The organism is Rhizobium sp. NLR10b, assembly GCF_019685435.1.
Taxonomy (GTDB): Bacteria; Pseudomonadota; Alphaproteobacteria; order Rhizobiales; family Rhizobiaceae; genus Rhizobium.
Map to the genome: position 1 here is coordinate 133,666 of NZ_JABDWV010000001.1, position 25,509 is coordinate 159,174.

Annotated in this window: 24 protein-coding genes; 9 read left to right on the plus strand and 15 right to left on the minus strand. The window is 63.0% G+C overall.

Annotation, left to right across the window (positions count from 1 at the left end):
- Positions 1-13 precede the first annotated feature (13 nt).
- The 6 genes from HJB91_RS00605 to hutI all read right to left on the minus strand — a co-directional run bounded on the left by HJB91_RS00605 (position 14) and on the right by hutI (position 6,745).
- Positions 14-643, minus strand: coding sequence for a J domain-containing protein (locus tag HJB91_RS00605; RefSeq protein ID WP_011427926.1), 630 nt, complete (start codon positions 641-643; stop codon positions 14-16).
- 175 nt (positions 644-818) lie between these two features.
- Entirely contained in the window at positions 819-1,394 is a 576-nt protein-coding gene (locus HJB91_RS00610) for a HutD family protein (protein ID WP_221153286.1), read from the minus strand.
- 5 nt (positions 1,395-1,399) lie between these two features.
- A complete protein-coding gene (gene hutU / locus HJB91_RS00615; protein ID WP_210632547.1) occupies positions 1,400-3,073 on the minus strand; it encodes a urocanate hydratase in 1,674 nt (557 codons plus the stop codon).
- Between the two features lie 24 nt (positions 3,074-3,097).
- Complete coding sequence (gene hutG / locus HJB91_RS00620; RefSeq protein WP_210632548.1) at positions 3,098-3,901, minus strand: N-formylglutamate deformylase; 804 nt, start codon at positions 3,899-3,901, stop codon at positions 3,098-3,100.
- A 49-nt stretch (positions 3,902-3,950) separates the two neighbouring features.
- Positions 3,951-5,486 carry a histidine ammonia-lyase gene (hutH, locus tag HJB91_RS00625; protein ID WP_221153287.1) on the minus strand — a complete coding sequence of 512 codons (1,536 nt, stop codon included), beginning with the start codon at positions 5,484-5,486 and terminating at the stop codon, positions 3,951-3,953.
- Positions 5,483-6,745 (minus strand): imidazolonepropionase, encoded by a 1,263-nt coding sequence (hutI, locus tag HJB91_RS00630; protein WP_221153288.1) that lies wholly within the window; start codon positions 6,743-6,745, stop codon positions 5,483-5,485. Before hutI ends, hutH (HJB91_RS00625) begins: the two co-directional genes overlap by 4 nt.
- 122 nt (positions 6,746-6,867) lie before the next feature.
- On the opposite strand from hutI, the gene HJB91_RS00635 reads away from it, so the two are divergent.
- Together HJB91_RS00635 and hutC (HJB91_RS00640) are read left to right on the plus strand one after the other, a co-directional pair.
- A complete protein-coding gene (locus HJB91_RS00635) occupies positions 6,868-8,214 on the plus strand; it encodes a formimidoylglutamate deiminase (protein ID WP_221153289.1) in 1,347 nt (448 codons plus the stop codon).
- A 61-nt stretch (positions 8,215-8,275) separates the two neighbouring features.
- Positions 8,276-8,998, plus strand: a complete 723-nt coding sequence (hutC, locus tag HJB91_RS00640; protein ID WP_221153290.1) for a histidine utilization repressor — start codon at positions 8,276-8,278, stop codon at positions 8,996-8,998.
- Positions 8,999-9,030: 32 nt separating this feature from the next.
- Here hutC (HJB91_RS00640) and hutC (HJB91_RS00645) read toward each other — a convergent pair whose 3' ends face one another.
- Positions 9,031-9,786, minus strand: a complete 756-nt coding sequence (hutC, locus tag HJB91_RS00645) for a histidine utilization repressor (protein WP_168296485.1) — start codon at positions 9,784-9,786, stop codon at positions 9,031-9,033.
- A gap of 194 nt (positions 9,787-9,980) precedes the next feature.
- On the opposite strand from hutC (HJB91_RS00645), the gene HJB91_RS00650 reads away from it, so the two are divergent.
- The 5 genes from HJB91_RS00650 (at position 9,981) to hutH (HJB91_RS00670) (ending at position 14,662) form a co-directional block, all read left to right on the plus strand.
- Positions 9,981-10,823, plus strand: a complete 843-nt coding sequence (locus HJB91_RS00650; RefSeq protein ID WP_221144891.1) for a transporter substrate-binding domain-containing protein — start codon at positions 9,981-9,983, stop codon at positions 10,821-10,823.
- Between the two features lie 104 nt (positions 10,824-10,927).
- Entirely contained in the window at positions 10,928-11,653 is a 726-nt protein-coding gene (locus HJB91_RS00655; protein WP_168296487.1) for an ABC transporter permease, read from the plus strand.
- 10 nt (positions 11,654-11,663) lie between these two features.
- Positions 11,664-12,368 carry an ABC transporter permease gene (locus tag HJB91_RS00660; protein WP_168296488.1) on the plus strand — a complete coding sequence of 235 codons (705 nt, stop codon included), beginning with the start codon at positions 11,664-11,666 and terminating at the stop codon, positions 12,366-12,368.
- Between the two features lie 27 nt (positions 12,369-12,395).
- On the plus strand, positions 12,396-13,172 hold the full coding sequence (locus tag HJB91_RS00665) for an ABC transporter ATP-binding protein (protein WP_040111353.1): 777 nt from the start codon (positions 12,396-12,398) through the stop codon (positions 13,170-13,172).
- On the plus strand, positions 13,169-14,662 hold the full coding sequence (gene hutH / locus HJB91_RS00670) for a histidine ammonia-lyase (protein ID WP_221124001.1): 1,494 nt from the start codon (positions 13,169-13,171) through the stop codon (positions 14,660-14,662). Before HJB91_RS00665 ends, hutH (HJB91_RS00670) begins: the two co-directional genes overlap by 4 nt.
- 13 nt (positions 14,663-14,675) lie before the next feature.
- Here the strand turns inward: hutH (HJB91_RS00670) and HJB91_RS00675 are convergent, their stop codons facing one another.
- Positions 14,676-15,218 carry a hypothetical protein gene (locus HJB91_RS00675; protein WP_221144893.1) on the minus strand — a complete coding sequence of 181 codons (543 nt, stop codon included), beginning with the start codon at positions 15,216-15,218 and terminating at the stop codon, positions 14,676-14,678.
- A gap of 180 nt (positions 15,219-15,398) precedes the next feature.
- On the opposite strand from HJB91_RS00675, the gene HJB91_RS00680 reads away from it, so the two are divergent.
- On the plus strand, positions 15,399-16,136 hold the full coding sequence (locus HJB91_RS00680; RefSeq protein WP_210632558.1) for a phosphatase PAP2 family protein: 738 nt from the start codon (positions 15,399-15,401) through the stop codon (positions 16,134-16,136).
- 73 nt (positions 16,137-16,209) lie between these two features.
- On the opposite strand, the gene HJB91_RS00685 is transcribed toward HJB91_RS00680, so the two are convergent.
- The 7 genes from HJB91_RS00685 to HJB91_RS00720 form a co-directional block, all read right to left on the minus strand.
- Positions 16,210-17,158 (minus strand): IS630-like element ISRel6 family transposase gene (locus HJB91_RS00685; RefSeq protein ID WP_221153291.1). Its coding sequence is split into 2 segments (ribosomal slippage): positions 16,210-16,821 and positions 16,823-17,158, totalling 948 coding nucleotides; the frame shifts between segments, so codons are not numbered across the junction.
- A gap of 126 nt (positions 17,159-17,284) precedes the next feature.
- Positions 17,285-19,846, minus strand: a complete 2,562-nt coding sequence (locus tag HJB91_RS00690) for an FAD-dependent oxidoreductase (protein ID WP_210632559.1) — start codon at positions 19,844-19,846, stop codon at positions 17,285-17,287.
- A 268-nt stretch (positions 19,847-20,114) separates the two neighbouring features.
- Complete coding sequence (locus HJB91_RS00700; protein WP_210632561.1) at positions 20,115-20,354, minus strand: hypothetical protein; 240 nt, start codon at positions 20,352-20,354, stop codon at positions 20,115-20,117.
- A gap of 11 nt (positions 20,355-20,365) precedes the next feature.
- Positions 20,366-20,626 (minus strand): hypothetical protein, encoded by a 261-nt coding sequence (locus tag HJB91_RS00705; protein WP_210632563.1) that lies wholly within the window; start codon positions 20,624-20,626, stop codon positions 20,366-20,368.
- Entirely contained in the window at positions 20,627-20,947 is a 321-nt protein-coding gene (locus HJB91_RS00710) for an XRE family transcriptional regulator (RefSeq protein ID WP_221153398.1), read from the minus strand.
- A 187-nt stretch (positions 20,948-21,134) separates the two neighbouring features.
- Positions 21,135-22,655 (minus strand): mechanosensitive ion channel family protein, encoded by a 1,521-nt coding sequence (locus HJB91_RS00715; protein WP_221153292.1) that lies wholly within the window; start codon positions 22,653-22,655, stop codon positions 21,135-21,137.
- A gap of 232 nt (positions 22,656-22,887) precedes the next feature.
- Complete coding sequence (locus HJB91_RS00720) at positions 22,888-23,730, minus strand: AraC family transcriptional regulator (protein WP_210632648.1); 843 nt, start codon at positions 23,728-23,730, stop codon at positions 22,888-22,890.
- Positions 23,731-23,974: 244 nt separating this feature from the next.
- Here HJB91_RS00720 and HJB91_RS00725 point away from each other — a divergent pair, with 244 nt between their 5' ends.
- Positions 23,975-25,441 (plus strand): alpha-glucosidase/alpha-galactosidase, encoded by a 1,467-nt coding sequence (locus HJB91_RS00725; protein WP_210632565.1) that lies wholly within the window; start codon positions 23,975-23,977, stop codon positions 25,439-25,441.
- Positions 25,442-25,509: the final 68 nt, after the last annotated feature.

Genomic DNA, 25,509 nt, shown 5'->3' on the forward strand with positions numbered 1-25,509 from the left:
AGCGCGTGCTGCGTCAGCCGGTGGAGCGGTTTCTGGAGGTCTCGATCCATTCGAGATTGGTGACCGAAGCCTCCGGCAGCAGCGATGGATCGAGATCGTAGACATAGCCGCTCAGCATGTCGGCGGCCCGTTCGGCCGCCTTGATCTTCGCCTCGGTTTCCGCGACCGCCTTGGAGATCGCTTCGATGCGGGCGCGGAACATATGGGCGAGCACATCGCGGCCGGACTGCTTTTCCAACCGCTCCAGATGCAGGCCCACGCGTGAGGCGTGGCGTTCCAGCTCGCTCTTGCTGAACCGCGCCTTGCGTAGTTCCTCGGAGAGGCTTTCCTGCATGACGGCGACCGGATCGAAACTTCCCGGCGCCCGCTCGTCGAGCACGGCGTCGGTCACGAGCTTCTCGATCATCACAAGCGCCTGCAGCTCGGCCGCATCGGCGAACTCGACGTCATAGCCGGTGTCGTCATAGACCTTACGGCGGACCGGATCGAGCAGCAGCGCATAGGCCTTCTGCAAATTGTCGAAGGCTTCCGTGTCGCCGCCCGAATCAGGATGGGCGACTTTGGCAAGGCGCCGATAGGCAGCCTTCAGCTTCGCCTCGTCCGCATCGCGTTCAACGCCGAGAATATCGTATGGATCCGTCACACCTGCTCCCTTGCCGCCCTGGATGTCACGGGCAGTCTAGGTCTTCTTCTGCATCAGAAGGGCAAAGTTTAGACCGAAAGCAGGAATGGCGTCCATGGCCTGATATCGCGATCGTCGATGCGGGCGCGCCCATTCGTCCAGAAATTTACTGTCTTCTCAGATTGTTAAGACGAAATCAGTGCGTGGCGATCGAGATGAAATAACATCTGGCCTCGCCGTCGATATCAAGTGCGGTTGCCGTTCCATCCTCGATCAGCAACGCGTCGCCGGCCGAAAGCGTCCCGGTCTCGCCGGACCGGCGGAATGACACGCTGCCGCGATGGCAGAGGAACAGGCATGTCCGCGATGGCAACGGCACGCGCACCGCGGCGTCGATCTCGATTCGGGTGAGGCTATGGGTGAGACCGCCCCGGCGCGTCATGACGTTGAGGTCGGTGATCGCGCCGTCTTCGAGCCTGGCGATGACGGGGATGTCAGCCGGGAAGACAAGGGGGGCGCTTTGCGTCGTCAGCAGCGTCGGGGCGCGGCCGTCGATCTCGAGCACCATGCCATTGCCGTCGAGGATCGCCAGCGTCCGGTCGATGCCCGGGAAAATCGAGAACGCCCCGTTTTCCGCGACCGCCGCCATACTGATGCGCCAGTCGAAATCGTCGATCGAGGCGCCAGGCGGGGAGACGGCGATCTCCACCGTCACCCCCTTGCCGTTCTTCCACGGCATGCGTTTGTAATCGCCGGCGCGCAGGATCTTCACGAGGCTCAGTTCCCGAGAATGCCGGGCAGGCGCAGACCCTTGTCGCGGGCGCAGTCGAGGGCGATATCGTAGCCGGCATCGGCGTGGCGCATGACGCCGGTCGCCGGGTCGTTCCAGAGCACACGCTCGAGACGCTTTGCCGCATCGTCGGTGCCATCGGCGCAGATGACGACGCCGGAATGCTGGGAGAAGCCCATGCCGACGCCGCCGCCATGGTGCAGCGACACCCAGGTGGCGCCCGAGGCGGTGTTGAGCAGCGCGTTCAGCAGCGGCCAGTCGGAGACGGCGTCGGAGCCGTCCTTCATCGCCTCGGTTTCGCGGTTCGGCGAGGCGACCGAACCCGAATCGAGGTGGTCGCGGCCGATGACGATCGGCGCGGAAAGTTCGCCGTTTTTGACCATTTCGTTGAAGGCCAGCGCCAGGCGGTGGCGGTCGCCGAGGCCGACCCAGCAGATGCGCGCTGGCAGGCCCTGGAAGGCGATGCGCTCCTTGGCCATGTCGAGCCAGTTGTGCAGGTGGGTATTGCCGGGGGTCAGCTCCCGCACCTTGGCATCGGTCTTGTAGATATCCTCCGGATCGCCGGACAAGGCGGCCCAGCGGAAGGGGCCGATACCGCGGCAGAACAGCGGTCTTATATAGGCCGGCACGAAACCGGGGAAGGCGAAGGCGTTTTCCAGGCCTTCTTCCTTGGCGACCTGGCGGATGTTGTTGCCGTAGTCGAGGGTCGGGATGCCGGCGTTCCAGAAAGCGATCATCGCCTCGACATGTTCGCGCATCGAAGCGCGCGCGGCCTTTTCCACCGCCTTCGGATCGCTTTCGCGCTTGGCCTTCCACTCAGCCATCGTCCAGCCCTTCGGCAGATAGCCGTTGATCGGGTCGTGGGCCGAGGTCTGGTCGGTGACGATGTCGGGGCGGATACCGCGGCGGACCATTTCCGGCAGGATTTCGGCGGCATTGCCAAGCAGGCCGACGGATTTGGCTTCGCCGGCCTTGGTCCAGCGGTTGATCATCTCGAGCGCTTCGTCGAGCGTCTCGGCCTTGGCGTCCAGATAGCGGGTGCGCAGGCGGAAATCGATCGAGTCGGGGTTACATTCGACGGCGAGGCAGCAGGCGCCGGCCATGACGGCGGCGAGCGGCTGGGCGCCACCCATGCCGCCGAGGCCGCCGGTCAGGATCCATTTGCCCTTGAGATTGCCGTCGTAGTGCTGGCGGCCGGCCTCGACGAAGGTCTCGTAGGTGCCCTGGACGATGCCCTGCGTGCCGATATAGATCCACGAGCCGGCTGTCATCTGGCCGTACATGGCAAGGCCCTTCTTATCCAGCTCGTTGAAATGATCCCAGGTCGCCCAGTGCGGCACGAGGTTGGAGTTGGCGATCAGCACCCGCGGCGCATCCTTGTGGGTGCGGAAGACGCCGACCGGCTTGCCGGATTGGACGAGCAGGGTCTCTTCTTCCGTCAGCGTCTTCAGCGTCGCGACGATCCGGTCGAAATCCTCCCAGGTGCGCGCGGCCCGGCCGATGCCGCCATAGACGACGAGTTCGTTGGGATTTTCGGCGACGTCGGGGTCGAGATTGTTCATCAGCATGCGCAACGGCGCTTCGGTCATCCAGCTCTTGGCATTGAGCTCGTTGCCGCGGGGCGCACGGATTTCGCGGATATTGTGGCGTGGATTGCTCATGGCGGTTCCCCTGTCGAGTGATCGTTATCGTTTCAGGCCTGGCGCGATCTGCTCGATGCGCACCAGAATGTCTTTGAGATGGACGCGAAGCCTGTCCGCTTTCGTAGTGTCGTAGGCAAATGGCGGCGCCTCGCTCTGCAGATGGGTCGATTGCGCGAGCTCCATCTGGATCGCATGCACGCCGGTCTCGGGCCGGCCATAATGGCGGGTCGTCCAGCCGCCCTTGAAGCGGCCGTTAAGCACGCTGTCATAGCCTTCTGCGGCTTCGACGCCGGTCAGCGTCGCCTGCTCGATGGCGCCGTCGCATGTCCTGCCCATATCGGTGCCGATATTGAAATCCGGCAGCTTGCCTTCGAAGAGGAAGGGAATGTGCGAACGGATCGAGTGGCAATCATAGAGGATCGCCACGCCATGCATCGTTCTGACGCGCTCGATTTCGGCGGCAAGGGCGGCATGATAGGGCGCATGAAAGTCCGTCAGCCGCGCCGCGATATCGGCCTCGTCAGGCGCCTGCCCATCCTTCCAAATCGCCTTGCCGTCGAAGTCGGTTTCCGGGACGAGGCCTGTGGTGTTCTGGCCAGGATAAAGGCTGATGCCCTGGGGATCGCGGTTGGCGTCGATCACATAGCGGTGGAAGGTGGCGCGCACGGTCGTGGCGTCGGACAGCAGGCCATCATAGAGCTCATGGATGTGCCAGTCGGTATCGGCGAGGATCCGGCCATTGTCGTTGAGGCGATCGTAAATCGCCGGCGGCACGTCGGTGCCGGTATGGGGGAAGGCGAGGATGACGGGGGAGGTGCCTCGATGGATTTCATATGGTTCGGTCATAAGCAAAGAGCTCCGGCGTCTCGGGGTACCGAGTGCAGATACATCGCGATCAGCCCTCCAAAACCGGCAAGATGCCTGACGAAACCGAGGCGTTCAGCGCGCCCGTCGCCACCAGTTCGGTGGCGGCGGCGAGGTCGTCTGCCATGTAGCGGTCGACGTCCAGGCTCGGCACCTGCCTGCGGATTGCCGCGATCGCCTTCAAAAGCTCCGGGCTCGTTGCGAGCGGCGCGCGCAGTTCGACGCCCTGGGCGGCGGTCAGCGCCTCGATGCCGATAATGCCGAACAGGTTTTCAGTCATCTGCAGGAGGCGGCGGGCGCCGTGGCAGGCCATCGAGACGTGGTCTTCCTGGTTGGCCGAGGTCGGCGTCGAATCGACCGAGGCGGGGTGCGACATCTGCTTGTTCTCAGACATCAGCGCCGCCGAGGTGACCTCGGCAATCATCAGGCCGGAGTTCAGGCCCGGCTTCTTGGCGAGGAAGGCCGGCAGGCCGTAGGAGAGCACCGGGTCGACCAGCAGCGCGATGCGGCGCTGCGAGATCGCGCCGATCTCGCAGACGGCGAGGGCGATCTGGTCGGCAGCGAAGGCGACCGGTTCGGCGTGGAAGTTGCCGCCCGATACAACCGAATTGTCCGACAGCACCAGCGGATTGTCGGTGACCGCATTGGCCTCGATCTCCAGCGTGCGGGCGACCGAGCGCAAGAGGTCGAGGCAGGCGCCGTCGACCTGCGGCTGGCAACGGATGCAATAGGGATCCTGCACGCGCTCGTCGCCCTCGATGTGGCTCTGGCGGATGACCGATTGTTCGAGCAGGGCGCGAAGGGCTGCAGCCGTGTCGATCTGGCCCTTATGGCCGCGCAGCGTGTGAATATCCGGATGGAAGGGCGCCGAAGAGCCCATGGCGGCATCGGTGGACATGGCGCCGGTGATCAGGGCCGCCTGGGCGGCGCGATGGGCGCGGAAGAGGCCGGCGAGCGCCAGTGCGGTCGAGGCCTGGGTGCCGTTGATCAGCGCCAGACCCTCCTTGGCGGCGAGCACGACCGGCTTCAGCCCGGCTCTTTCCAGAGCTTCAGCGCCGGAAAGGCGATCGCCGGCGAAGAAGGCTTCGGCCTCGCCCATCATCACGGCGGCCATATGGGCGAGCGGCGCAAGATCGCCAGAGGCGCCGACCGAGCCCTTTTCCGGGATCAGCGGGATGACGCCCCTATCAAGCATGCCTTCGATCAGCCGCACCAGTTCCAGCCGCACACCGGAGGCGCCGCGGCCGAGTGAGACCAGCTTCAGCGCCATGATCAGCCGGACGACATTTTCCGGCAGCGGCGCGCCGATGCCGCAGCAATGCGACAGGATGAGATTGCGCTGCAGCGTGGCGACGTCGGCGCTGTCGATCTTGATCGAGGCGAGTTTGCCGAAGCCGGTATTGATGCCGTAAACCGGCGCATTGCCGGCGGCGATCTCGGCGATGCGGGCGGCGGCCTTGGCGATACCGGCATCGAAGGCGGGATCGAGCCTTGCCGGCTCGCCGGTCCAATAGATGCTTTCCAGATCCTTGAGCGAGACGGAGCCCGGGTGGAGCGTAATGGTCATCGACCGTTCCTTTCGCCTTTGAAGACGCGTGTATGAAGCGGGTTGAAGCCGATGCGGTAGACGAGCTCGGCAAGGCTCTCGATATTCCAGACGGCGAGATCGGCGGATTTGCCGGCTTCGAGCGTTCCGGTCTCGCCGATGAGGCCGAGCGCGCGGGCTCCTTCGCGGGTGGCGCCGGCGATGCATTCCTCGACGGTGAGGCCGAACAGCGTCGCCGACATGTTCATCGTGAGCAGCATCGAGGTGAGCGGCGAGGTGCCCGGATTGCAATCGGTGGCGATCGCGATCGGCACGCCCGCCCGGCGCAGCGCATCCACCGGCGGCTTCTGCTTTTCATGAATGGCGTAGAAGGCGCCGGGCAGCAGCACGGCGACGGTGCCGGCGGCGGCCATTGCCGCAACGCCTTCCTCGTCGAGATATTCGAGGTGATCGCAGGAGAGCGCGCCATAGGCGGCCGCCAGCTTGGCGCCGCCGAGATTGGAGAGCTGCTCGGCATGCAGCTTGACCGGCAGGCCGAGCGCCTTCGCCTTGTCGAAGACGCGGGCGATCTCGGCCGTCGAAAAGGCAATGCCTTCGCAGAAGCCGTCGACGGCATCGGCAAGGCCGAGATTATACATGTCGTCGAGACCGGGCAGCACGACATCGTCGAGATAGTCGCCGTTGCGGCCCTTATAGTCGACAGGCGTCGCATGCGCGCCGAGATAGCTGGTGGCGACGCGGACCGGCCTGACATGGCCGAGCAGGCGGGCGCTCTGCAGCATCTTCACTTCGCCGGTTCGGTTGAGACCATAGCCGGATTTGATCTCGATCGTCGTCACGCCTTCGGCCAGCAGCGTATCGAGCCGCGGCAGCGCCGTGGCGACAAGCTCCTCGACCGACAGGGCATTGGTTGCCTGAACGGAGGAGACGATGCCGCCGCCGGCCCGCGCAATCTCCTCATAGGTCGCGCCTTCGAGCCGCATCTCGAATTCGCGGGCGCGATTGCCGCCGTGAACGATATGGGTGTGGCAGTCGACGAGACCCGGTGTCACCCAGCGGCCTTCGAGATCGATGATGTCCGAGCGTTCGATCGCCGATGCCGGCAGCTCGCTTTCGGCGCCGGCAAAGGCGATGCGGCCGTATTCGATCAGAACGGCGCCCTTTTCGATGATGCCGAGCCCGGCTTTGTCAGGTGCGAGGGTCGCTAGGCGCGCATTGCGCCACAGCGCCGGCCTGACGTCGGCGGATGCGGTCTCTTCAGAAAAATTGTTCCCGGTCATCAGCTTTGCGCCTTTCCTTATGCTGAAACATGTATATACATAATAAGCAGGTGACAAGCGAAATTTTGCGCGCTCCTCTGGAAAAGAAAGATCGGCGGCGCGGCAGAAGGGGAGAAAAGTCCATGACTACACTTCACGCAGGCACGGCGCTGACGCCGCAAGGCTGGCAGAAGGACGTGCGGCTGACGCTCGAGGCCGGGCGCATCGCCCGGGTCGAGGTGGGGGTTGCCGCTGCGCCCGGCGATGAGCGCCATGCTCTGATCGTCCCGGCCATGGGCAATCTGCACAGCCACGCCTTCCAGCGGGCAATGGCCGGTCTTGCCGAGGTGCGCGGTCCTGCAAACGACAGCTTCTGGAGCTGGCGCACGGTCATGTACAAGTTCGCTTTGGCGATGACGCCGGAGCATGTCGAGGCGGTCGCAGCCAAGCTCTATGCGGAGATGCTGGAGGCAGGCTTTTCCCGGGTTGGCGAGTTCCACTATCTCCATCATGATAAGGACGGAGCGGCCTATGCCAATATTGCCGAGCTCGCCGAACGTATCGGTGCGGCGAGCCTGGAGACGGGCATCGGTCTGACCCTGCTGCCGGTCTTCTATGCCCATTCCGGTTTCGGTGGTACGGCGCCGATCGACGGCCAGCGGCGCTTCATCAATTCGCTCGAAAGCTTCGAGAGGCTGATGGAAGGATGCGGGGCGGTGATCGGCCGGCTCGATGGCGCCGAGCTCGGACTGGCGCCCCACAGTTTGCGGGCGGCAACCCCGGAGGAACTGGCCAGGGTCGTGCCGTTGGCGGGCGAGGGCCCTATCCATATCCATGTCGCCGAGCAGGTGAAGGAGGTCGAGGACTGCGTCGCCTGGTCGGGCGCGCGGCCGGTCGAATGGCTGCTCGATCACATGCCTGTGGATGCGCGCTGGTGCCTGATCCATGCGACGCACATGACCGAGGACGAGACGCGGCGGATGGCGAAAAGCGGCGCGATTGCCGGCCTCTGCCCGATCACCGAGGCCAATCTCGGCGACGGCGCCTTTGCCGCGCCACTCTTCCTTGAGGAGGGCGGGCGTTACGGCATCGGCTCGGATTCCAACGTGCGGATCTCCCTGCCGGAGGAACTGCGCCAGCTCGAATATTCGCAGCGCCTGGCGCTGCGCGCCCGCAATGTCGTGGCCGCGCCCGGCGGTTCGACGGCGCTTTGCCTGTTCAACCAGGCGCTTTGCGGCGGCGGTGCGGCGCTGAAGGCCCCGGCGGGTATCGCCGAGGGCCGTCATGCCGATTTCGTTTCGCTCGATACGTCGGCCGTTTCCTATCTCTCGGGTGACCAGATCCTCGATCACTGGCTGTTTGCCGGCGGCATTTCCGTCGATTGCGTCTGGGCGCGCGGCCGCAAACAGGTGGAGGGCGGTCGCCATCTCAAGCGTGACGCCATCGATCGTCGCTTCCTTGCTGCGATGGGTGAGTTGCTGGCTGCCTGAAAAAGCGCTTTTCACGGTGGCGCATTCGATCTAGATCGGGGAACCAATTCGGAACGTGGCGATGAATCAAAGCAGGGATCCTACCTTGCATCAGCGCATCCTGGGCGACATCGAGGGCCGTATCGTGTCGGGCGAATGGCCGCCGGGGCATCGCATTCCCTTCGAGGTCGATCTCGCCACGCAGTATGACGTCTCGCGGATGACGGTGAACAAGGTGCTGACCCAGCTCGCCAAGGCCGGCCTGATCGAGCGCCGCAAGAAATCCGGCAGCTTCGTCACCCAGCCGCAGGCGCAATCGGCGGTTCTCGAAATCCACGACATCAAGGCCGAGGTGCAGTCGCTGAACCTGCCCTATTCCTATGCGCTGTCGAAGAAGGCGAGCCGCAAGGCCAAGGCGGAGGACAGCCGCCGGCTGGAGCTGCCTCTGGGGTCCTCGGTCGTCGAAGTCGTCTGCATCCACAATGCCGGCGCACGGCCCTTCTGTTTGGAGGAGCGGCTGATCAGCCTTGCGACCGTGCCGGAGGCGGCCGATGCCGATTTCCTGACGGTGGCGCCGGGGCCGTGGCTGCTCAACCAGGTGCCGTGGAGCACCGCCGAACACCGGATTCACGCCGTCTCCGCCAGCGCCGAAGTGGCGGCCGCCCTCGGCATCGCCCGCAACACTGCGTGCCTGGTGGTCGAGCGCCGCACCTGGAGTGGCGCCGGCCCGGTGACCCACGTGCGCTTCACCTATCCCGGCGATCGTCACGCGCTGATGGCGCGATTCACGCCGGCGTCGCAATAATCGTAAGTTCCATATACAAGGTAACGAGTGTTTTAGTCTTCGAACATCTTGCCGCTGCGCGCCTCGAGCCGGTAGCGATAGCCGGGATAGACAAGGCGGGCGGTCGAGACGACCTGTTTTGCCGACCATGTGCGCCGGCGGATCGTCAGGCAGGGCTCGCTCTTCAGGATGGTCAGGAGCTTGCATTCCCAGGCCTGCGGCATCGCCGCCTCGACGACGTGCTCGGAGCCGCTGAGCGGGGCGGCGGCCGTCAGATAGGCGTTCGGCGTCAGCGTCGTGAAATCCTGCTCGAGATATTCGGGAGCGGCCTCCGGATGGACGAACCGGTCCTCGATCTGCACCGGAACGCCGTTTTCGCTGTGCACGATCAGCGAGTGGAAAACGGCCGCGCCGATTGCCAACTCCAAGGCGTCGGCAATCTCGGGAGAGGCGGTTTCCCGGGCCAGAACGACGACAGTGGCCTCGTGGATATGGCCGCGTTCGGCGATCTCCTCGGCGATGTTGCGCACCTCGAACAGCGCCGAATATCCCTTGCGCTCGGCGACGAATGAGCCGACGCCCTGGATGCGGACGAGTTCGCCTTCGTTGGCAAGTTCGCGCAGTGCCCGGTTGGCGGTCATCTTGCTGACGCCGAGTTCGACGACCAACTCGTTTTCCGACGGCACGCGGTATTTCGGCGGCCATTCTCCGCTGTGGATGCGGTCGAGGATCACCTGCTTGACGCCGGCGTAGAGCGGCGTGCTGTCATTTCCCGCCAGATCGCGCTTCATTTCGCCGGACCGCTTCATTGCCTATTCCTTTTGCACGGATGCAATTTGCCACATAATCGACTTTCCTCTTGCATATCACAAAATATCTCATATGGTACCATATACAACCTCCCAATCGGTCCTGGACACAAAAATAGGACGGAAAGGGCAAGCCGGCGAAGATCGGCATGGCGCCGCAAGGTCTGTTTTCAACTCCAGAGGAGAATTCATCAATGAAATTCAGCACAATCCTGTTTTGCGGCGTCGCCGCTCTTTCCGCCTTTGCTGCCCCGGCCTTTGCCAAGGACTGGACGAAGGCGACCATTACGCTTGAAGGCGCCTATGCGCCGTGGAACCTCACCAATGCCGACGGCACGCTCGGCGGCTTCGAGCCGGAGCTTGCCAAGGTGCTCTGCGAACGCGCCAAGATCGAATGCACGCTCGTCGCTTCCGACTGGGACGGCATGATCCCGGCGCTCAACGCCGGCAAGTTCGACGTCATCATGGACGCGCTGTCGATCACCGAGGAGCGCAAGCAGGTCATCGACTTCACCGTTCCCTATGCCGCGACACCCGCCGCCTTCGCCACCGCCAAGGACAGCCCGCTGGCGAAAGCCGCCGGCACCGGCGCCACGATCAAGATGACGCCCGGCCAGACCGGCGTGAAGGAGATCGACGCGCTGAAGGAGGCCTTCAAGGGCAAGACGATCGGCATCCAGGCGGCGACCGTCTATGCCAAGTTCGTCTATGACAATTTCGGCGACATTGCCGAGATCCGCGAATACAAGACCGGCGCCGACCGCGATCTCGACCTGCAGAACGGCCGCATCGACCTCGGCTTCGATGACGCCGTCTATTTCGCCAATGCCTTCCAGGCCGCCAACGGCGCGCTCGACTTCACCGGTCCCGAGATCGTCGGCTCGATCTGGGGCGAGGGCGAAGGCCTCGGCGTCCGCAAGGCCGACACCGATCTGCGCGACAAGTTCAACGTGGCGATCAAGTCGGCGCTGGCCGATGGCACGGTCAAGAACCTTTCGATGAAGTGGTTCAAGGTCGACGTCAGCCCGCAGCAGTAATCGCTTCGGCCGTTTGGCCGCAGGCGCGGTCTCCGGCTTTATCGCCGGGGACCGCGTGTTATTCTCGATCGACAAAACACTGCCACGGACGGGGAACGGACGCTATGGCAACCTTGGAACTGCTTGGCTTCGGCTCGACGGGATGGGGCGCGCTGCTCATTCTCGCCGCCTTGATGACGCTGGCCGTCACCGCGACGGCGCTTGCGATCGGCGCGGTGCTCGGCGCCATCGTCGCGGGTGCGAAGCTCTCCGGCAATCCTCTCCTCGTCGCCTTCGGCAATGTCTATACGACCGTCTTTCGCGGCGTGCCGGAACTGCTGATCATCTATCTCATCTATTTCGGCGGTTCCTCCGCCGTCACTTCGATCGGCAAGGCGATGGGCTACGAGGGTTTCCTCGGCCTGCCTTCCTTCGCCGCCGGCGCGCTTGCCGTCGGCATCATCTCCGGTTCCTATCAGGCGGAGGTGTTCCGCGGCGCCTATCTGGCGATCGCCAAGGGTGAGCTCGAAGCCGCTTCGGCGATCGGCATGAATCGCGGCATGCGCTTCCGCCGCATCATCATCCCGCAGGTGCTTCGCTTCGCCATTCCCGGCCTCGGCAATGTCTGGCAGCTCAGCCTCAAGGATTCGGCGCTGATCTCGGTCACCGGCCTTGCCGAGCTGATGCGCACCAGCCAGGTGGCGGCGGGTTCGACCCGGCAATATTTCCTGTTCTTCATCGCCGGCGGCTGCCTCTACCTGATCCTGACCAGCCTTTCCGACCGCATCTTCAACGGGGCGGAACGCCGCGCCAATCGCAGCATGCCGGCCTCCGCCATGGGCCAGGCGTAAGGGGACGACGATGGATTTCACCTTTCTCGCCTCGACCATGGTGACGCTGCTCAAGGCTGTGCCGACGACGCTGATCCTGTTTTCGCTGTCGATCTTCTTCGGTGGCCTGCTGGCGCTCGTCATCGTCACGATGCGGGTCAGCGGCAACCGCTATTTGTCGGGTTTCGCCAAGGGCTATATCTTCGTCTTTCGCGGCTCGCCGCTGTTGATCCAGATGTTCCTGGTGTTCTACGGCCTCGGCCAGTTCGGCGTCATCCGCTATTCCTTCCTCTGGCCGTTCCTGCGCGAGCCGATGGTCTGCGCCGTGCTGTCGCTGGCGCTCTGCACCGCCGGTTACACGGCGGAGATTTTCCGCGGCGGCATCCGCGCGGTTTCGCCGAAGGAGATCGAGGCGGCCCGTTCGATCGGCATGTCCGGTTTCCTGATGGTGCGCCGCATCCTGGCGCCGATCGCCTTCCGCCATGCGCTGCCGGCCTATTCGACCGAGATCGTGCTGATGATGAAATCGACGGCGCTCGCCAGCCTCGTCACCGTCTGGGAGGTCACCGGTGTGGCCCAGCGGCTGATCTCGCAGACCTACCGCACGATGGAAGTCTTCCTCTGCGCGGCGATCATCTATCTCGTTTTGAACTTCATCATCCTGCAGGGCATGGCTCTGCTCGAATATTCGCTGTCCCGACACCGCCGTGCGATCCCGCAAGCGCTGAAGGCCTAGGCGGAACCTGAATCGATTGGAGCAACCATGCCAGGCGTAACCCGACTTTCGGTCCGCAATATCCGCAAGAGCTTCGGCACGCACGAGGTGCTGCGCGGCATTTCCCTCGATGCTGAGGACGGCGATGTGATCTCGCTGCTCGGCGCCTCCGGCTCCGGCAAATCGACCTTTCTGCGCTGCATCAACCTGCTCGAAACCGCCAGCGACGGTGAGATCTGGGTCGATGGCGAGCACATCGAGATGGTTCACAAGAACGGCAAGACAAGGCCGGCCAGCCAGAAGCAGGTCGACCACATCCGCTCCGAACTCGGCATGGTGTTCCAGTCCTTCAATCTCTGGTCCCATATGACGATCCTGCAGAACGTCATCGAAGGGCCGATCCATGTGTTGAAGCGGCCGCGCGCCGACTGCATCGCCGAGGCCGAAGCGCTGCTCGAAAAGGTCGGCATCGCAGACAAGCGCCATGCCTATCCCGCCCATCTCTCCGGCGGCCAGCAGCAGCGCGCCGCAATCGCCCGCGCGCTGGCGATGAAGCCGAAGGTCATGCTGTTCGACGAGCCGACCTCGGCGCTCGATCCGGAACTCGTCGGTGAGGTCCTGCGCGTCATGCGGGCACTTGCCGAGGAAGGCATGACCATGCTCGTCGTCACCCATGAGATGAGCTTTGCCCGCAACGTCTCGAACCGCGTCGTCTTCATGCGCGAGGGGCTGATCGAAAGCAGCGGCAAGCCGGACGAGATGTTCACAACAGGCGCGACCCCCGCCTTCCGCCAGTTCATCGGCCATTTCGGGACAGGTCAATGACGATCATCATCGATAGAGTGCTGACCTGGCGCGATGTGGCGCGCGTCGGGGCAGGGGAAGCTCTTGCGCTGTCGCCGGCCGCCTGGGCGCGCGTCGAGCAGGCAAGCCGCATCGTCGCCAGCATCGTCGAAACCGGCGTACGCGCCTATGGCGTCAACACCGGCGTCGGGGCGCTGGCCGATACCGTGGTCGATCGCGCCTCGCAGAGCCTGCTGTCGCGCAGCATCGTGCTCAGCCACGCCTGCGGTGTCGGGCCGTTGCTTGATGCCCGCGCCGTGCGCGCCATCATTGCCGCTCAGATTGCCAATTTCGCCCATGGCCATTCCGGCGTGCGGCGCGAGATCGTCGAGCATCTCACCGCCCTGCTGGCGCATGATTGCATTCCCGACGTGCCGTCGAAAGGCTCGGCGGGTTACCTCACCCACAATGCCCATGCGGCGCTCGTCCTGATCGGCGAAGGCAGCGCCATGCTGGGCGGAGAACGCATGAGCGGCCGCCAGGCACTTGCGGCGATCGGCCTCGAACCGCTGGTGCTCGGCGCCAAGGAGGGGTTGAGCCTCGTCAACGGCACGGCCTGCGCCACCGGCCTGGCCGCCACGGCACTTATGCGCGCCGAACGGCTGCTCGACTGGGCCGATGCCATCGCCGCGCTGACGCTGGAAGCGGCGGGTTGCCAGATCGCCGCCTTCGACGAGGCGGTGCTGGCGCTGCGCCCATCGGCGGGAATTGAAAAGGTGGGAGCGTCCCTTCGTGCCCGCCTTCGCGGCAGCGGCCTTGTCGCCGCCGCCTTCGGCCGGCGCACCCAGGATGCGCTCAGCCTCCGTTCGGTGCCGCATGCGCATGGCGCCGCCCGCGACGTCTTCGACAATTCGGCTCGCATCGTCAACCAGGAGCTTGCTTCAGTGACGGACAATCCGGCCGTCTCGGGCACGCCGGAGCAGCCGATCGTCTCCTCCGAGGCCCATGCCGTCGCCCCGGCGCTCGGGCAGGCGGCTGACAGTCTCGCCATTGCACTGGCGCAGATCGGCGCGATCAGCGAAAGGCGCATGGACCGGCTGGTCAATCCGCTGGTGAGCGGCCTGCCGCCGTTTCTCGCGAGCGACGCCGGCAGCCATTCCGGCTTCATGATCGCGCAATATACCGCCGCCGCGCTGAGCAATGAAAACCGCCGCCTTGCCGCGCCCGCGGCGATGGACGGCGGCCTGACCTCCGGCCTGCAGGAGGATTTCCTCGCCCATCCCACAGCCGCCGCCGGCAAGCTGCTCGCGGTCATCGACAATGCCGAATATATCCTGGCGATCGAGCTGATGACCGCCGCCCAGGCGCATGATTTTCTGGCGGCGACAGCGCCCCGGGCGGCCGGGACGGATCTGGTCTATCAGGCCGCGCGGGAGCATATCTCCCATTATGGCGACGAGCGGCCGCTCAACGGCGATATCGAGGCGGTGCGCAGCCTGGTCCGCGAGACTGCGCCGCCACCGATGAATTGACTCGGGCTGACCGTCAGAACGGCTTGCTGGTGTCGGAATCCTGCTTCAGCTTTCCGCCAGCCTCGAGGCGTTTTAGGCATTGGGCGAAGGTGGGGTAGAGCTGGTCTACCCGCGAGAGTGGCAGCGTCCAGTCGCCCTCGTCGCCGGCAAAGGTCAGCTGCACATCAGGGGTTCCGGCAAACGAATTCTTGATGATCTTCTTCAGTCCAGCGCTTCCCTTGCTGCCCACTGGCCAGAGGCGAAGCGTATTCTTGTCGAAAAACTCGGCCGCGACCACCTTCGTCACTTGGCGATCGGTGAGCGTCACCTCGGTTTTGGTATCGGCTGGAATGTCCCATGTAGTCTTGGCAACGAGCCAGAAGGTCTCGCTCGCGCTCTGGCGGAATTCCATGGTCTTGCCGATCTCGCTGTCCCAGCGCAGGCGGCAGTAGGCAGGCTGTTCGTTGGCATAGCCCACCGACCATTGTCTTGCGCCGCCCATCCATTCGGTCTCGCCGGAGGCGGAAGCCGGCTGCAGGGCGGATGCCAGCAGAACCATCGCGGTCAGAATTTTCATCGCCGAAACCTCCAGGCCAATCGGCTTCAGCCATAGCAAAAGAAGGTTGAGCTTTTGCTACCGACGGTTTGGAAACCAGGCGGCGAGCGGCTCCTCGACGGCCGCAAGGTCTTGAATTTTCGCCTCGCCTTGCCGATTTGGCAGGTGAGGACATGATGCGAAGGGAGCTCGACGGCAGGCATGACGGAGGTTCGACGAAGCGGTTTCCTGGCGAGGCTCAACGCCTATGAGCCACTGACCCTGATCATGCTGGCATCGGTCGCCGGCGGGCTGTTCGTGCTGCAGCGGCTGACGAGCGAGGTACTCGAGGGCGAGACCTTTGGTTTCGACCAGGCGATTCTGCTGGCGCTGCGGCGGGCGGATGATCTTGCCGTGCCGATCGGTCCGGCCTGGCTGACCCACGCTGTCGACGACATCACCAGCCTCGGCGGCATCACCGTCCTGGCGCTGCTGACGGTTCTCATCACCGTCTATCTCTTGCTTGATCGGCGCTGGCCGATCGCGATCTTCGTCTTTTCGTCTGTGCTATCGGGCTGGCTGGCGAGCACGCTGTTGAAGATCCTCGTCGCGCGGCCGCGTCCGGATGTCGTGCCGCATCTGATCGAGGTCAGCGATCTCAGCTTTCCCTCCGGGCACGCCATGGTCTCGGCAGTGACCTATCTGACGCTCGGGGCGCTGGTGGCGCGCACCCAGCGGTACCGCTCGACGCGGATCTTCGTCATGGGCGTCGGCGTCTTCCTCGCCGTCATCATCGGGTTCAGCCGGATCTATCTCGGCGTCCATTACCCCACGGATGTTTTTGCTGGATGGTGCGCCGGGGCACTGTGGGCGCTCGGCTGCTGGCTGATCTCGAAGAGGTTCGTCCCGAGCCGTGCGCCTGACGATGGCGTCGAGACTGCAAATGGAGACAACACATAGCTCAATGCGGCTCAACCGCATGAATGTGGCGCCGTGCTGGCGGCGCCACAGGTGCTTGAGGGCTTAGAGCCTTTCATGTTTTGACGGAAGCGTAGCCAGCATTTGAGAAATAGTTGGCGCATTCCTCTGGCTTGATGGTGTCGGCGAGTATGCCCAGATGGCGCCAGGTTTCCTCGATGGTTCGCTTTTGGGCTTGGCGCATCCAGTGCTTGATCTTGGCGAAGGCCTGCTCGATCGGGTTAAGGTCGGGGGAATATTTCGGCAGGAACCAGAGCCTGGTGCCGACGGCCCTGATGGCATCACGGATGGCCTTGGCTTTGTGAGAGCCGAGATTATCGAGGATGACGATGTCGCCAGGTTTGAGGGTCGGGATCAACTGCTGGCGGACATAGGCGTGAAAGCATTCGCCATTGATGGGACCGTCGAAGACGCAGGGCGCAGTGAGCTTGTCGCAGCGTAGGGCGCCGAGGAAGGTGAGGGTGCGCCAGCGGCCATGCGGGGCAAAGCCGCGTAATCTTTTGCCCCTCGGCCCCCAGCCGCGTAACGGCGCCATGTTGGTGCGGATCCAGGTCTCGTCGATAAAGACGAGCCGCTTCGGATCGAAGCGGTCTTGCCAGGCTTTCCAGCGAGCTCTGCGGCGGGCAATGTCGGCGCGGCCCTGCTCAAGGGCGAACAGCGTTTTTTTTAAAGCTCAAGCCCTCGCGGCGCATGAACTGCCAGATGGCATTGTGGGAGACGCTCACACCGCGGGCGGCTAACTCATCCTTCAGCCGATGTAGCGTCAGATGTGATGTCTGCTCGATCTGCTCGACGATGAAGGCGCGGTGCGGCTCCAGCACACGTCGGCGATGGCCGCCCATCTTGCCGGGCGACACACTACCGGTGGCCCGATAACGCTGCGACCACTTCACCACGGATGAGACAGCTATGTCGAACCGCTCCGCCACCACCCGGCAGCTCTGACCGTCCACAACCGCTGCAATGACTCGCTCGCGAAGATCATTCGAATAGGGTCGCGTCATGGATGCTGGCCTCCATTCCAGCATCCATCATGAATCACAAATCTGCTGATTTGGGAATCCCGCACCGATTCCGATAAGTAATGATCCGCTCTAGGTTCTGCCGCTTTCGTTGAAAGCTGAACCGCTTTAGGTGCGCGGCTTCAGATTTTCCGGGTCGTAGATCGGCTTGTATCCGACGCCGACAACCTCCACCGGGTAGCTCTCGGCAAAATACTCGATATTCAGCTTGCGTCCGACCTGGCAATGCGACCACGGCAGATAGGCCAAAGCAATGTTCTTGCCGACCGTCGGTCCGTAGGCGATCGAGGTCGTGTAGGACCGGCGGCCGAGTTCGTCGACCAGAACCTCTCCAGTGGCGGGATCGACAACCGGCAGGTTGCCGAGAGGATAACGCTTCACGCCTGTCTTGTCGGTATTCTCGGTCATCACGAGCGTGCACAGCATGGCCGGCTGGTGCTCGCGCGCCTTGTATTCCAGATGTTTTGCCTTGCCGCGGAAATCGGCTTCCTTGACCTTAGGTCGGGCGAGATCGGCTTCGATCAGATTGTACTGGGTCAGCAGGTCGGCGTTCTGCAGGCGCAGGCTCTTCTCCATGCGGCGCGAATTCGCATAGGTCTCGACGCCGAAGGCCATCACGCCGGTCGAGCGCAGCGCATCCCAGACGGCGAGGCCGTCCTCGTACTTCATGTGCAGTTCCCAGCCCTGCTCGCCGACATAGGAGATGCGGAAGGCGGTGACGGTCTTGCCTGATATTTCGATCGGCTTGATCGCCGCAAAGGCGAAGTTTTCCTGATCGAGCCCGGCCGGATCGGCCACGACCTTCTTCAGCGTCTCGCGCGCGTTCGGACCCCAGATGCCGATCGTCACGAATTTTTCCGAGACGTCGGTGACGGTCACGTCAAGGCCGCGGTCTTGAGCGACGCGCTTCATATAGTGCAGGTCGCGCGGGCCGGCATCGGCGCCGTTGACGAGACGGCAGCGGTCGGCCATGCGGAAGACGGTGAAGTCGGCGCGCACCATGCCTTCGTCGTCGAGGAAATGGGTGTAGACGCCCTTGCCGATGTTGGCATCGCCGCCGATCTTGGCAGCGCACAGCCATTCCATCAGTTCGACATGGTCGGGTCCTTCGATATCGACCATGTGGAAGTGGCTGAGATTGACGATGCCGCAATCCTCGCTCATCGCCAGATGCTCGGCATTCGAGACGCGCCAGAAATGGCGGCTGTCCCATTCGTTCTCGCGAACCGGCACGCGGTCACCGTATTTTTCCAGAAGGTGCTCGTTGGCGGCGTAGCCGTGCGCACGCTCCCAGCCGCCGAGCTCCATGAAGTAGCCGCCCAGCTCCTTTTCGCGCTCGTAGAAGGGCGAGCGCTTGACGTTGCGGCCGGAGGCATAGGGTTCGCGGGTGTGGACAGCCGGGAAATAGATCTTCTGGGCGGCTTCGAAGCAGCGGCCTTCAATGAACTCTTCCGTCAGCTGATGCGGATAGAAGCGGGCGTAATCAATGCTGTTGTGGTCGATTTCGGTCCGACCGTCGGTCATCCAGTCGGCGATCAGCTTGCCATAGCCGGGGCCATCCTTGACCCAGATGGCGACGCAATACCAGAGGCCGCGCACCTTCTGGCTCTCGCCGCAGGATGGACCGCCGGCGGCGGAAACCTGCAGCAGACCGTTGAAGGAATGGCCTTCGTTATAACCGAGTTCGCCGAGGATCGGCGTCAGTTCCATGGCGCGCTCGAGCGGCTCGATGATCTGTTCCATCTCGAGATCGCGCTGCGACGGCGAAAGGCGGGCTTCGTGTTTTTCGAGAAGCTCGCGCGGATGGCACATGCGCGGATTGTTGGCTTCGTAATAGCCCCACTCAATCTGGCCGCCTTCGGTCGTCGCCGGGTCGCCGGTATCGCGCATATAGGCGGAGTTGCCCTGGTCGCGCAGCAGCGGGAAGCCGATCTCCTTGCCGGTGCCTTCGAACTCGTTATAGGGACCGAAGAAGGTCAGCGGGTGATCGACCGGCATGACCGGCAGGTCTTCGCCGACCATCTCGGCGATCAGGCGTCCCCAGAGGCCGGCGCAGACGATGACGTGGTCGGCCATGATGGTGCCGCGATGGGTGACGACGCCCTTGATGCGGCCGCCTTCGACGATCAGCGACTTCGCCGGGGTATTGCCGAAGACCTGCAGCTTGCCGGCCTTTTCGGCGGCGTCGACCAGTTTGCCGGCAACGGTCTGCGAGCGCGGAATGACGAGGCCGGCATCCGGATCGAAGAGGCCGCCCATCACCTGATCTTCCTCGATCAGCGGGAACTTCTTCTTGATCTCGGCAGGGCTGACATAATGGGCGCGTGTGCCGAAGGCGCGGGCCGAGGAAAGCTTGCGCTTGATTTCCTCCATCCAGGCATGGTCGCCGGTACGCGCCACTTCGAGGCCGCCGATGCGGGCGTAATGGCCCATTTTCTCATAGAAATCGATCGAATATTGCGTGGTCCAGACCGACAGATAGTCGTGGCTGGTGGTGTAACAGAAGTCCGAGGCATGGGCTGTCGAGCCGATGTCGGTCGGTATGCCCGACTTGTCGATGCCGACGATGTCGTCCCATCCGCGCTCGACGAGATGATGAGCGATGGAGGCGCCGACGATGCCGCCGAGCCCGATGATGACGACCTTTGCCTTTTCCGGAAATGCTGCCACGTGCTGTTCCTTCTATTTCCGCACGAATTAAAACCACCTAGCCGCGCTTGGCTTACGCTTCGCGTGAGATGCAGGAGTCATGTCAGCCTCGTGTGCGTGTCACATTTGCCGAAGCTGCAAAACCCCAGACCTCTCCCTCTCGAAGCTGGATAAGCCATTATGCATAAGGCTCACAATCGTCATTGGTCCTACGCCGTCGAGTAACGGCGTAATTGCGTCAGCCCGGATCGAGGCTGAAATTATTCCCGATAGAGCTCGCACGCCCGGATCACGACGCTGAAATCGCCTCGAGCCGGTCGATGTCCCCCAGCACGATATCTTCGGAAACAGGTTCGCGATTGTGCAGTCGGAACCATTCGGCCGCTTCGCGCACGCGATCCCCGTGCGGCGAGGGATAGGCGCCCAGCCGGAGAACCCACTCGCGCACGGTCTCGCGCTCCATCCGTCCGGCCCGATATCGCTCGCAGACGGTTTTCGCCGAGGCGACGAGATCATTGATGCTTTTCACGGGACTGTCCCTCAATGCACGGAAGGCTCTTCATCGTCGAGGAAGGATCGAATGCCGTCCCGCGCCACGACCGCCAGGAATTCGTCGAAGGCTTCACGGTCGGTCGCGAACGGCTCGTCCCACTGGATCAGATCCTCCGCCTGGGTGACGACTTCCATCGTCCAGTCTCCATTGCTGCCGGCGGTTCGAAAGATATCGACGAGCACCGTAACCCCGTCATCGGTAAATTCCCCCGCCAATTCGGAGTGCTCAAGCTTCTGTTTCTTTGCCATTCAACCGCCAGCGCCGGGAGGGGCGTCGTTTTTGAGATGCTCTTCATATTGGACCGTCTCGGTCTCGTCCGTGTCTATAGAAGCCGATGGCGATCTTGCCAAGCGAACGCCGGCGCCGCCGCCATCTTTCGGGATAAACAGCACGCCTGCATCTTCCAGGCTGCGCCTCATGGCCTGGAGAGTTTTCTCATCAGGGAGATGCGCTCCCGCCTCGAAACCGGCAATCGTCGCCTTGTCGATCTTCGAAGCTGAAGACAGGTCGTCCTCAGACCAGGCGATGAGTGCCCGCGCGGCGCGGCACTGGGCTGGAGATAGATACAAATCACTACCTTGCATCGAAATTCGATTCTTGCTCTGGGTCAGCAATACAAAGATGTAACCGCAGCAGAAGAAAGCAAGCGAGGCTCACTGTCAGTCTATGCCGGTTGCGGTTGCGCGTCATTATGATGGACGAGCCGAAAGTCGCCGAAGCTTCCGCACCGACAATCGTCTCGGCGGGCATTGACCGCTATTGCGGCACCTGGAACAGGTGGCGGATTCGCATAAGCAACGAGGTCATCGAGCTGCCGTTCAACGTTGTGCCTTCGGTCACGAATGAATGCTGGCCGGTCTCTATGCGGCGGGACAGCGTGGCGGCGAGCTCCTCGGCGATGCCGGGCCGGTCGTGCAGCAGCGGTGTCAGACTGGTCTGCGCAATTTCGTAAATGACCACGAAGGTAAGGGCGCGCAGCCTTGCCGCTTCGCCGGCGCCGATCAGCAGTCCGCTCTCGCCGAAATAGTCGCCCGGTGCCAATCGTCCGACTTCGATTTCCTTTTGGCCCTCCTTCCGCGTCGCGATGACGGCGCCGCTGCGCACGATCATCAGCGAAGCCACCGTATCCCCCTGTTCAATCAGAATCGCATCCTTCTTGAAGGTCCGCCGCGTCATCGAGGCGGCCAGCGTTTCCTTCTCGTCCTCCGTCAACGAGGAAAACAGGGGGATGGCATCGAGGAGCTTCAGCGGCGTCGGACGATGCGGCCCTGCCATTTCTTCCGGCTGCATCCGGTCGGGCGGCGGGCCCGCGGCATCGATCGGCCGCGCCAGGGTGAGGCCGGCAGCCTTGATGTGGCGATAGACGAGATCGAATATCTCATTCTTCGCCGGCCCAGCGTGGCCAATATCCCTGACGCGAAAAGAAAGCTCAACCTCCACCGCATCGGCATTGAGCGATTTGACCTGTACGCCGGGCATTGGTTCCGTCAGGATAGAGCCGCTGCTCAAAAGCACGGTGCGCATGACCTCGACGATCGTCGATGGCCCCGCCGTCGGTACGACGCGGACCGTCAGCATGACACCGTGGCTGCGGTCGGGGCTGCTGAGGTTGGTCAGCCCCACCTTGGCAAGGAAGCTGTTGGGCAGGATGACGAGGTCGTTCGTGCCGTTCAGGAGATGCGTGGAACGCCAGTTGGTTTCGACGACACGCCCTTCGACGCCGTCGGTGAGGACGATCCAATCGCCGATTGTGTAAGGCCGGCCGAGATTGAGGGCGATGCCTGAAAAGACGTCGTTCAGCGTGCTCTGCAGCGCCAGGCCGAGGATGATGGCGAAGACGCCCGAGGTGGCGATCAGCGTCCCGACGGGAAAGCTGAAGACATAGGCTACCACCGAAAGGATCGCGCCGAGATAGATCAGGCCGATAACCAGATCCTGAACGAGGCGCCCCTCCCGCGGTTGACGTTCGAAGATCAAGAAGACACGAACGAAGCCGATCAAGGCCCAGGCGGCATTGATCCACCAGACCACCTTGGCAAGGCCGATGAAGACACGTTCGAAGGTGGACGACGATGTCGGGCTGACCTCATAGGGCACGATATCGTGATAGAGAAGCAGGATGGTCAGCGCCGCGAAGAAGAACACCTGACCGGCCAGCTTCCAGCTCGGGAAGCGGCGAAGGGCAATTCGGGTAACCATCGCGCCGACCGCGGCCAGCATTCCGACCTGGACGATGGGATCGGAAAGCACGTCGGGCCAAGTGGGATTGTCAAGCATTGAAATCGACTCGCGAGAGAAGGCTGAGTGCGGCCAGAACCGCTATGGCAATGACCGGTCGAAGAACCTTCGTCGCTGTCATCGAATAGTCCTTGAGAAAATTCCATTCCTCGCGACGTCCGCCGGGCAGGCGACCGGAGGTCCGGAAAAGCAACATTGCCGTTCGTTCAAGCGATGTCAAACCGCCACCTAGCCATGGATTTCGCGTTGCGCCTTTCGGGTGATCAGGCGCTCAGCGAAGCTTGCCGATGCTGGCATACATGCCGGTCGTGCGGAATTCGGTCGGATTGGTGCCGTAGACGCGGCGGAAGACCTTCGAGAAATAGTTTGCGTCCTCGAAGCCGCACATGATGGCAACTTCCTTGACCGGCAGGAAGTCTGCCTTGGTCAGAAGCTTGACGGCGCGCTGCAGCCGCTGCTGCAGCACGTATTCCGCCGGCGGCATGCCTTCGCTCTCGGCGAAGCTGCGGGAGAAATGCGCGCGGCTGAGGCCGACGATGCCGGCGAGTTCGCTGACCGGCAGCGGTTTGTCGAGATTGGCGTTGATATGATCGATGACAGGCTGCATCAGGCTGAGCTCGGCGGCAAAGGCCGGCGAGCCGAAGACGTCGTCATAGAGCGCCATCGCGGCTTCATAGGCGATCGCCGAGGCCGCTCCCGCCGAGGTCGCGCCCTTGACGAGACGGAGGCTGCAATCGGCGAGATGATCGATGGTCGAGGGCTGCAGTTTCAAGACCGGACCGGCAGTGGAAAGTACCAGCTTGTGGATGCGCAGCGTTTCCTCGCCGTTCATCGAAATCCAGAAATACTCCCAACGGTCGCCCTTCTCCAGCCAGTAGCGGTGATTGTGCGGCACGAGCACGAGGAGCGTGTCGCCGCCCTGAAGGCGATAGTTGCGGTTCTGGTAGCGCAGCCGGCCGCTGCCGCTGATCGTGTGCTGCAGCACGGTGAACGGCGTCTGGCCGCGTCTGCGGCCGTCCCAATCATAGGTTTCGTTCTCGCGCACCTCGTAACCGGCGCTGGTCGGCATCGCGTGCAACCGCTGACGGCCGCGGGGTAGCGAGACCGTCCTCATCGACTGTCCGTTGGCGATTAAATCCTGCAGCACAAAATTACCCCTGAAAGCATAATCCTTCTCTGGTCGGCCTGCCGAATTCGGGCATAATCCCGCTCGACAAGAAGGAAGAGAGCACGGCCGATCGATCGGTCGGGAGGAAAACAGGCAGTTTTACGGCTTTTTCAACCACATGTGCCGGCATGCGGTCTGTTCCTCCATATCAATCTTTTCTCTAGCATTCGATTGGGTCGAGGTGAAGATCATGAGTTTCAAAATCGCTATCATCGGTGCGGGCAGCGTCGGTTTCACCAAGAAGCTGTTCACCGACATATTGTGCGTTCCGGAGTTTCGCGACATCGAATTCGCGCTCACCGATATCAGCGAACATAACCTCGAGATGATCAAGGCGATCCTCGACCGGGTCGTCGAGGCGAACAAGCTGCCGACCAAGGTGACGGCGACGACCGACCGCCGCAAGGCGCTGGAAGGCGCGCGTTACATCATCAGCTGCGTGCGGGTCGGCGGTCTCGAAGCCTATGCCGACGATATCAGGATCCCGCTGAAATACGGCATCGACCAGTGCGTCGGCGATACGATCTGCGCCGGCGGCATCCTTTATGGCCAGCGCAACATTCCCGTCATCCTCGACTTCTGCAAGGATATAAGAGAAGTCGCCGAGCCGGGCGCCAAGTTCCTCAACTACGCCAATCCGATGGCGATGAACACCTGGGCGGCGATCGAATATGGCAAGGTCGACACTGTCGGCCTCTGCCACGGCGTGCAGCACGGCGCCGAACAGATCGCCGAGGTGCTCGGCGCCACGTCGGTGCGCGAGCTCGATTACATCTGCTCCGGCATCAACCATCAGACCTGGTTCATCGACCTGCGCCTCAACGGCCGCAGGATCGGCAAGGACGAGCTGGTCGCCGCCTTCGAGGCGCATCCCGTCTATTCGCAGCAGGAGAAATTGCGCATCGACGTGCTGAAGCGGTTCGGCGTTTATTCCACCGAAAGCAACGGCCACCTGTCGGAATATCTGCCCTGGTACCGCAAGCGGCCGGAGGAAATCACCCGCTGGATCGACATGTCCGACTGGATCCATGGCGAGACCGGCGGCTACCTCCGGCACTCGACGGAAACCCGCAACTGGTTCGAGACGGAATTCCCGCAGTTCCTCGAATCCGCCTCCAGGCCGATCGATCCGGCCAGGCGCTCGAACGAACATGCCAGCCACATCCTGGAGGGACTGGAAACGAACCGGGTCTATCGCGGCCATTTCAACGTCAAGAACAATGGCGTCATCACCAACCTGCCATCCGATGCGATCATCGAATCGCCCGGCTTCGTCGATCGCTTCGGCATCAACATGGTCTCCGGCGTCACCTTGCCGGAAGCCTGTGCTGCCACCTGCATCGCCTCGATCAACGTCCAGCGCATGTCGGTGCACGCGGCCATCTCCGGCGATATCGACCTCCTGAAGCTTGCCGTGCTGCACGATCCGCTGGTTGGCGCCGTCTCGACGCCGGAGGAAGTCTGGCAGATGGTCGACGAGATGGTCGTTGCCCAGGCGCGCTGGCTGCCGCAATATGCCGATGCCGTGCCGACCGCCAAGGAGCGGCTGTCGAAATCCAAGGTGCAGACCCGTGACTGGGCGGGGGCTGCGCGCCGCAACGTCCGCTCGATCGAGGAGCTGCGTGCGGAAAAGGCGGCGCTGAAACAGGCCGTCTGACTTTTTCGTGGAAGATGGGTCGTCATGGGTTTCCGGGAGGGAAATCCATGACATCAAACCCGCTTTCA

Excerpts from the sequence above, each read along its gene's own strand:
- hutU (WP_210632547.1), bottom strand. The coding sequence starts at position 3,073 with ATGAGCAATCCACGCCACAATATCCGCGAAATCCGTGCGCCCCGCGGC.
- hutG (WP_210632548.1), bottom strand. The coding sequence starts at position 3,901 with ATGACCGAACCATATGAAATCCATCGAGGCACCTCCCCCGTCATCCTC.
- hutH (WP_221153287.1), bottom strand. The coding sequence starts at position 5,486 with ATGACCATTACGCTCCACCCGGGCTCCGTCTCGCTCAAGGATCTGGAA.
- hutI (WP_221153288.1), bottom strand. The coding sequence starts at position 6,745 with ATGACCGGGAACAATTTTTCTGAAGAGACCGCATCCGCCGACGTCAGG.
- HJB91_RS00635 (WP_221153289.1), top strand. The coding sequence starts at position 6,868 with ATGACTACACTTCACGCAGGCACGGCGCTGACGCCGCAAGGCTGGCAG.
- hutC (WP_221153290.1), top strand. The coding sequence starts at position 8,276 with ATGAATCAAAGCAGGGATCCTACCTTGCATCAGCGCATCCTGGGCGAC.
- hutC (WP_168296485.1), bottom strand. The coding sequence starts at position 9,786 with ATGAAGCGGTCCGGCGAAATGAAGCGCGATCTGGCGGGAAATGACAGC.
- HJB91_RS00650 (WP_221144891.1), top strand. The coding sequence starts at position 9,981 with ATGAAATTCAGCACAATCCTGTTTTGCGGCGTCGCCGCTCTTTCCGCC.
- HJB91_RS00655 (WP_168296487.1), top strand. The coding sequence starts at position 10,928 with ATGGCAACCTTGGAACTGCTTGGCTTCGGCTCGACGGGATGGGGCGCG.
- HJB91_RS00660 (WP_168296488.1), top strand. The coding sequence starts at position 11,664 with ATGGATTTCACCTTTCTCGCCTCGACCATGGTGACGCTGCTCAAGGCT.
- HJB91_RS00665 (WP_040111353.1), top strand. The coding sequence starts at position 12,396 with ATGCCAGGCGTAACCCGACTTTCGGTCCGCAATATCCGCAAGAGCTTC.
- hutH (WP_221124001.1), top strand. The coding sequence starts at position 13,169 with ATGACGATCATCATCGATAGAGTGCTGACCTGGCGCGATGTGGCGCGC.
- HJB91_RS00675 (WP_221144893.1), bottom strand. The coding sequence starts at position 15,218 with ATGAAAATTCTGACCGCGATGGTTCTGCTGGCATCCGCCCTGCAGCCG.
- HJB91_RS00680 (WP_210632558.1), top strand. The coding sequence starts at position 15,399 with ATGACGGAGGTTCGACGAAGCGGTTTCCTGGCGAGGCTCAACGCCTAT.
- HJB91_RS00705 (WP_210632563.1), bottom strand. The coding sequence starts at position 20,626 with ATGGCAAAGAAACAGAAGCTTGAGCACTCCGAATTGGCGGGGGAATTT.
- HJB91_RS00715 (WP_221153292.1), bottom strand. The coding sequence starts at position 22,655 with ATGCTTGACAATCCCACTTGGCCCGACGTGCTTTCCGATCCCATCGTC.
- HJB91_RS00720 (WP_210632648.1), bottom strand. The coding sequence starts at position 23,730 with ATGAGGACGGTCTCGCTACCCCGCGGCCGTCAGCGGTTGCACGCGATG.
- HJB91_RS00725 (WP_210632565.1), top strand. The coding sequence starts at position 23,975 with ATGAGTTTCAAAATCGCTATCATCGGTGCGGGCAGCGTCGGTTTCACC.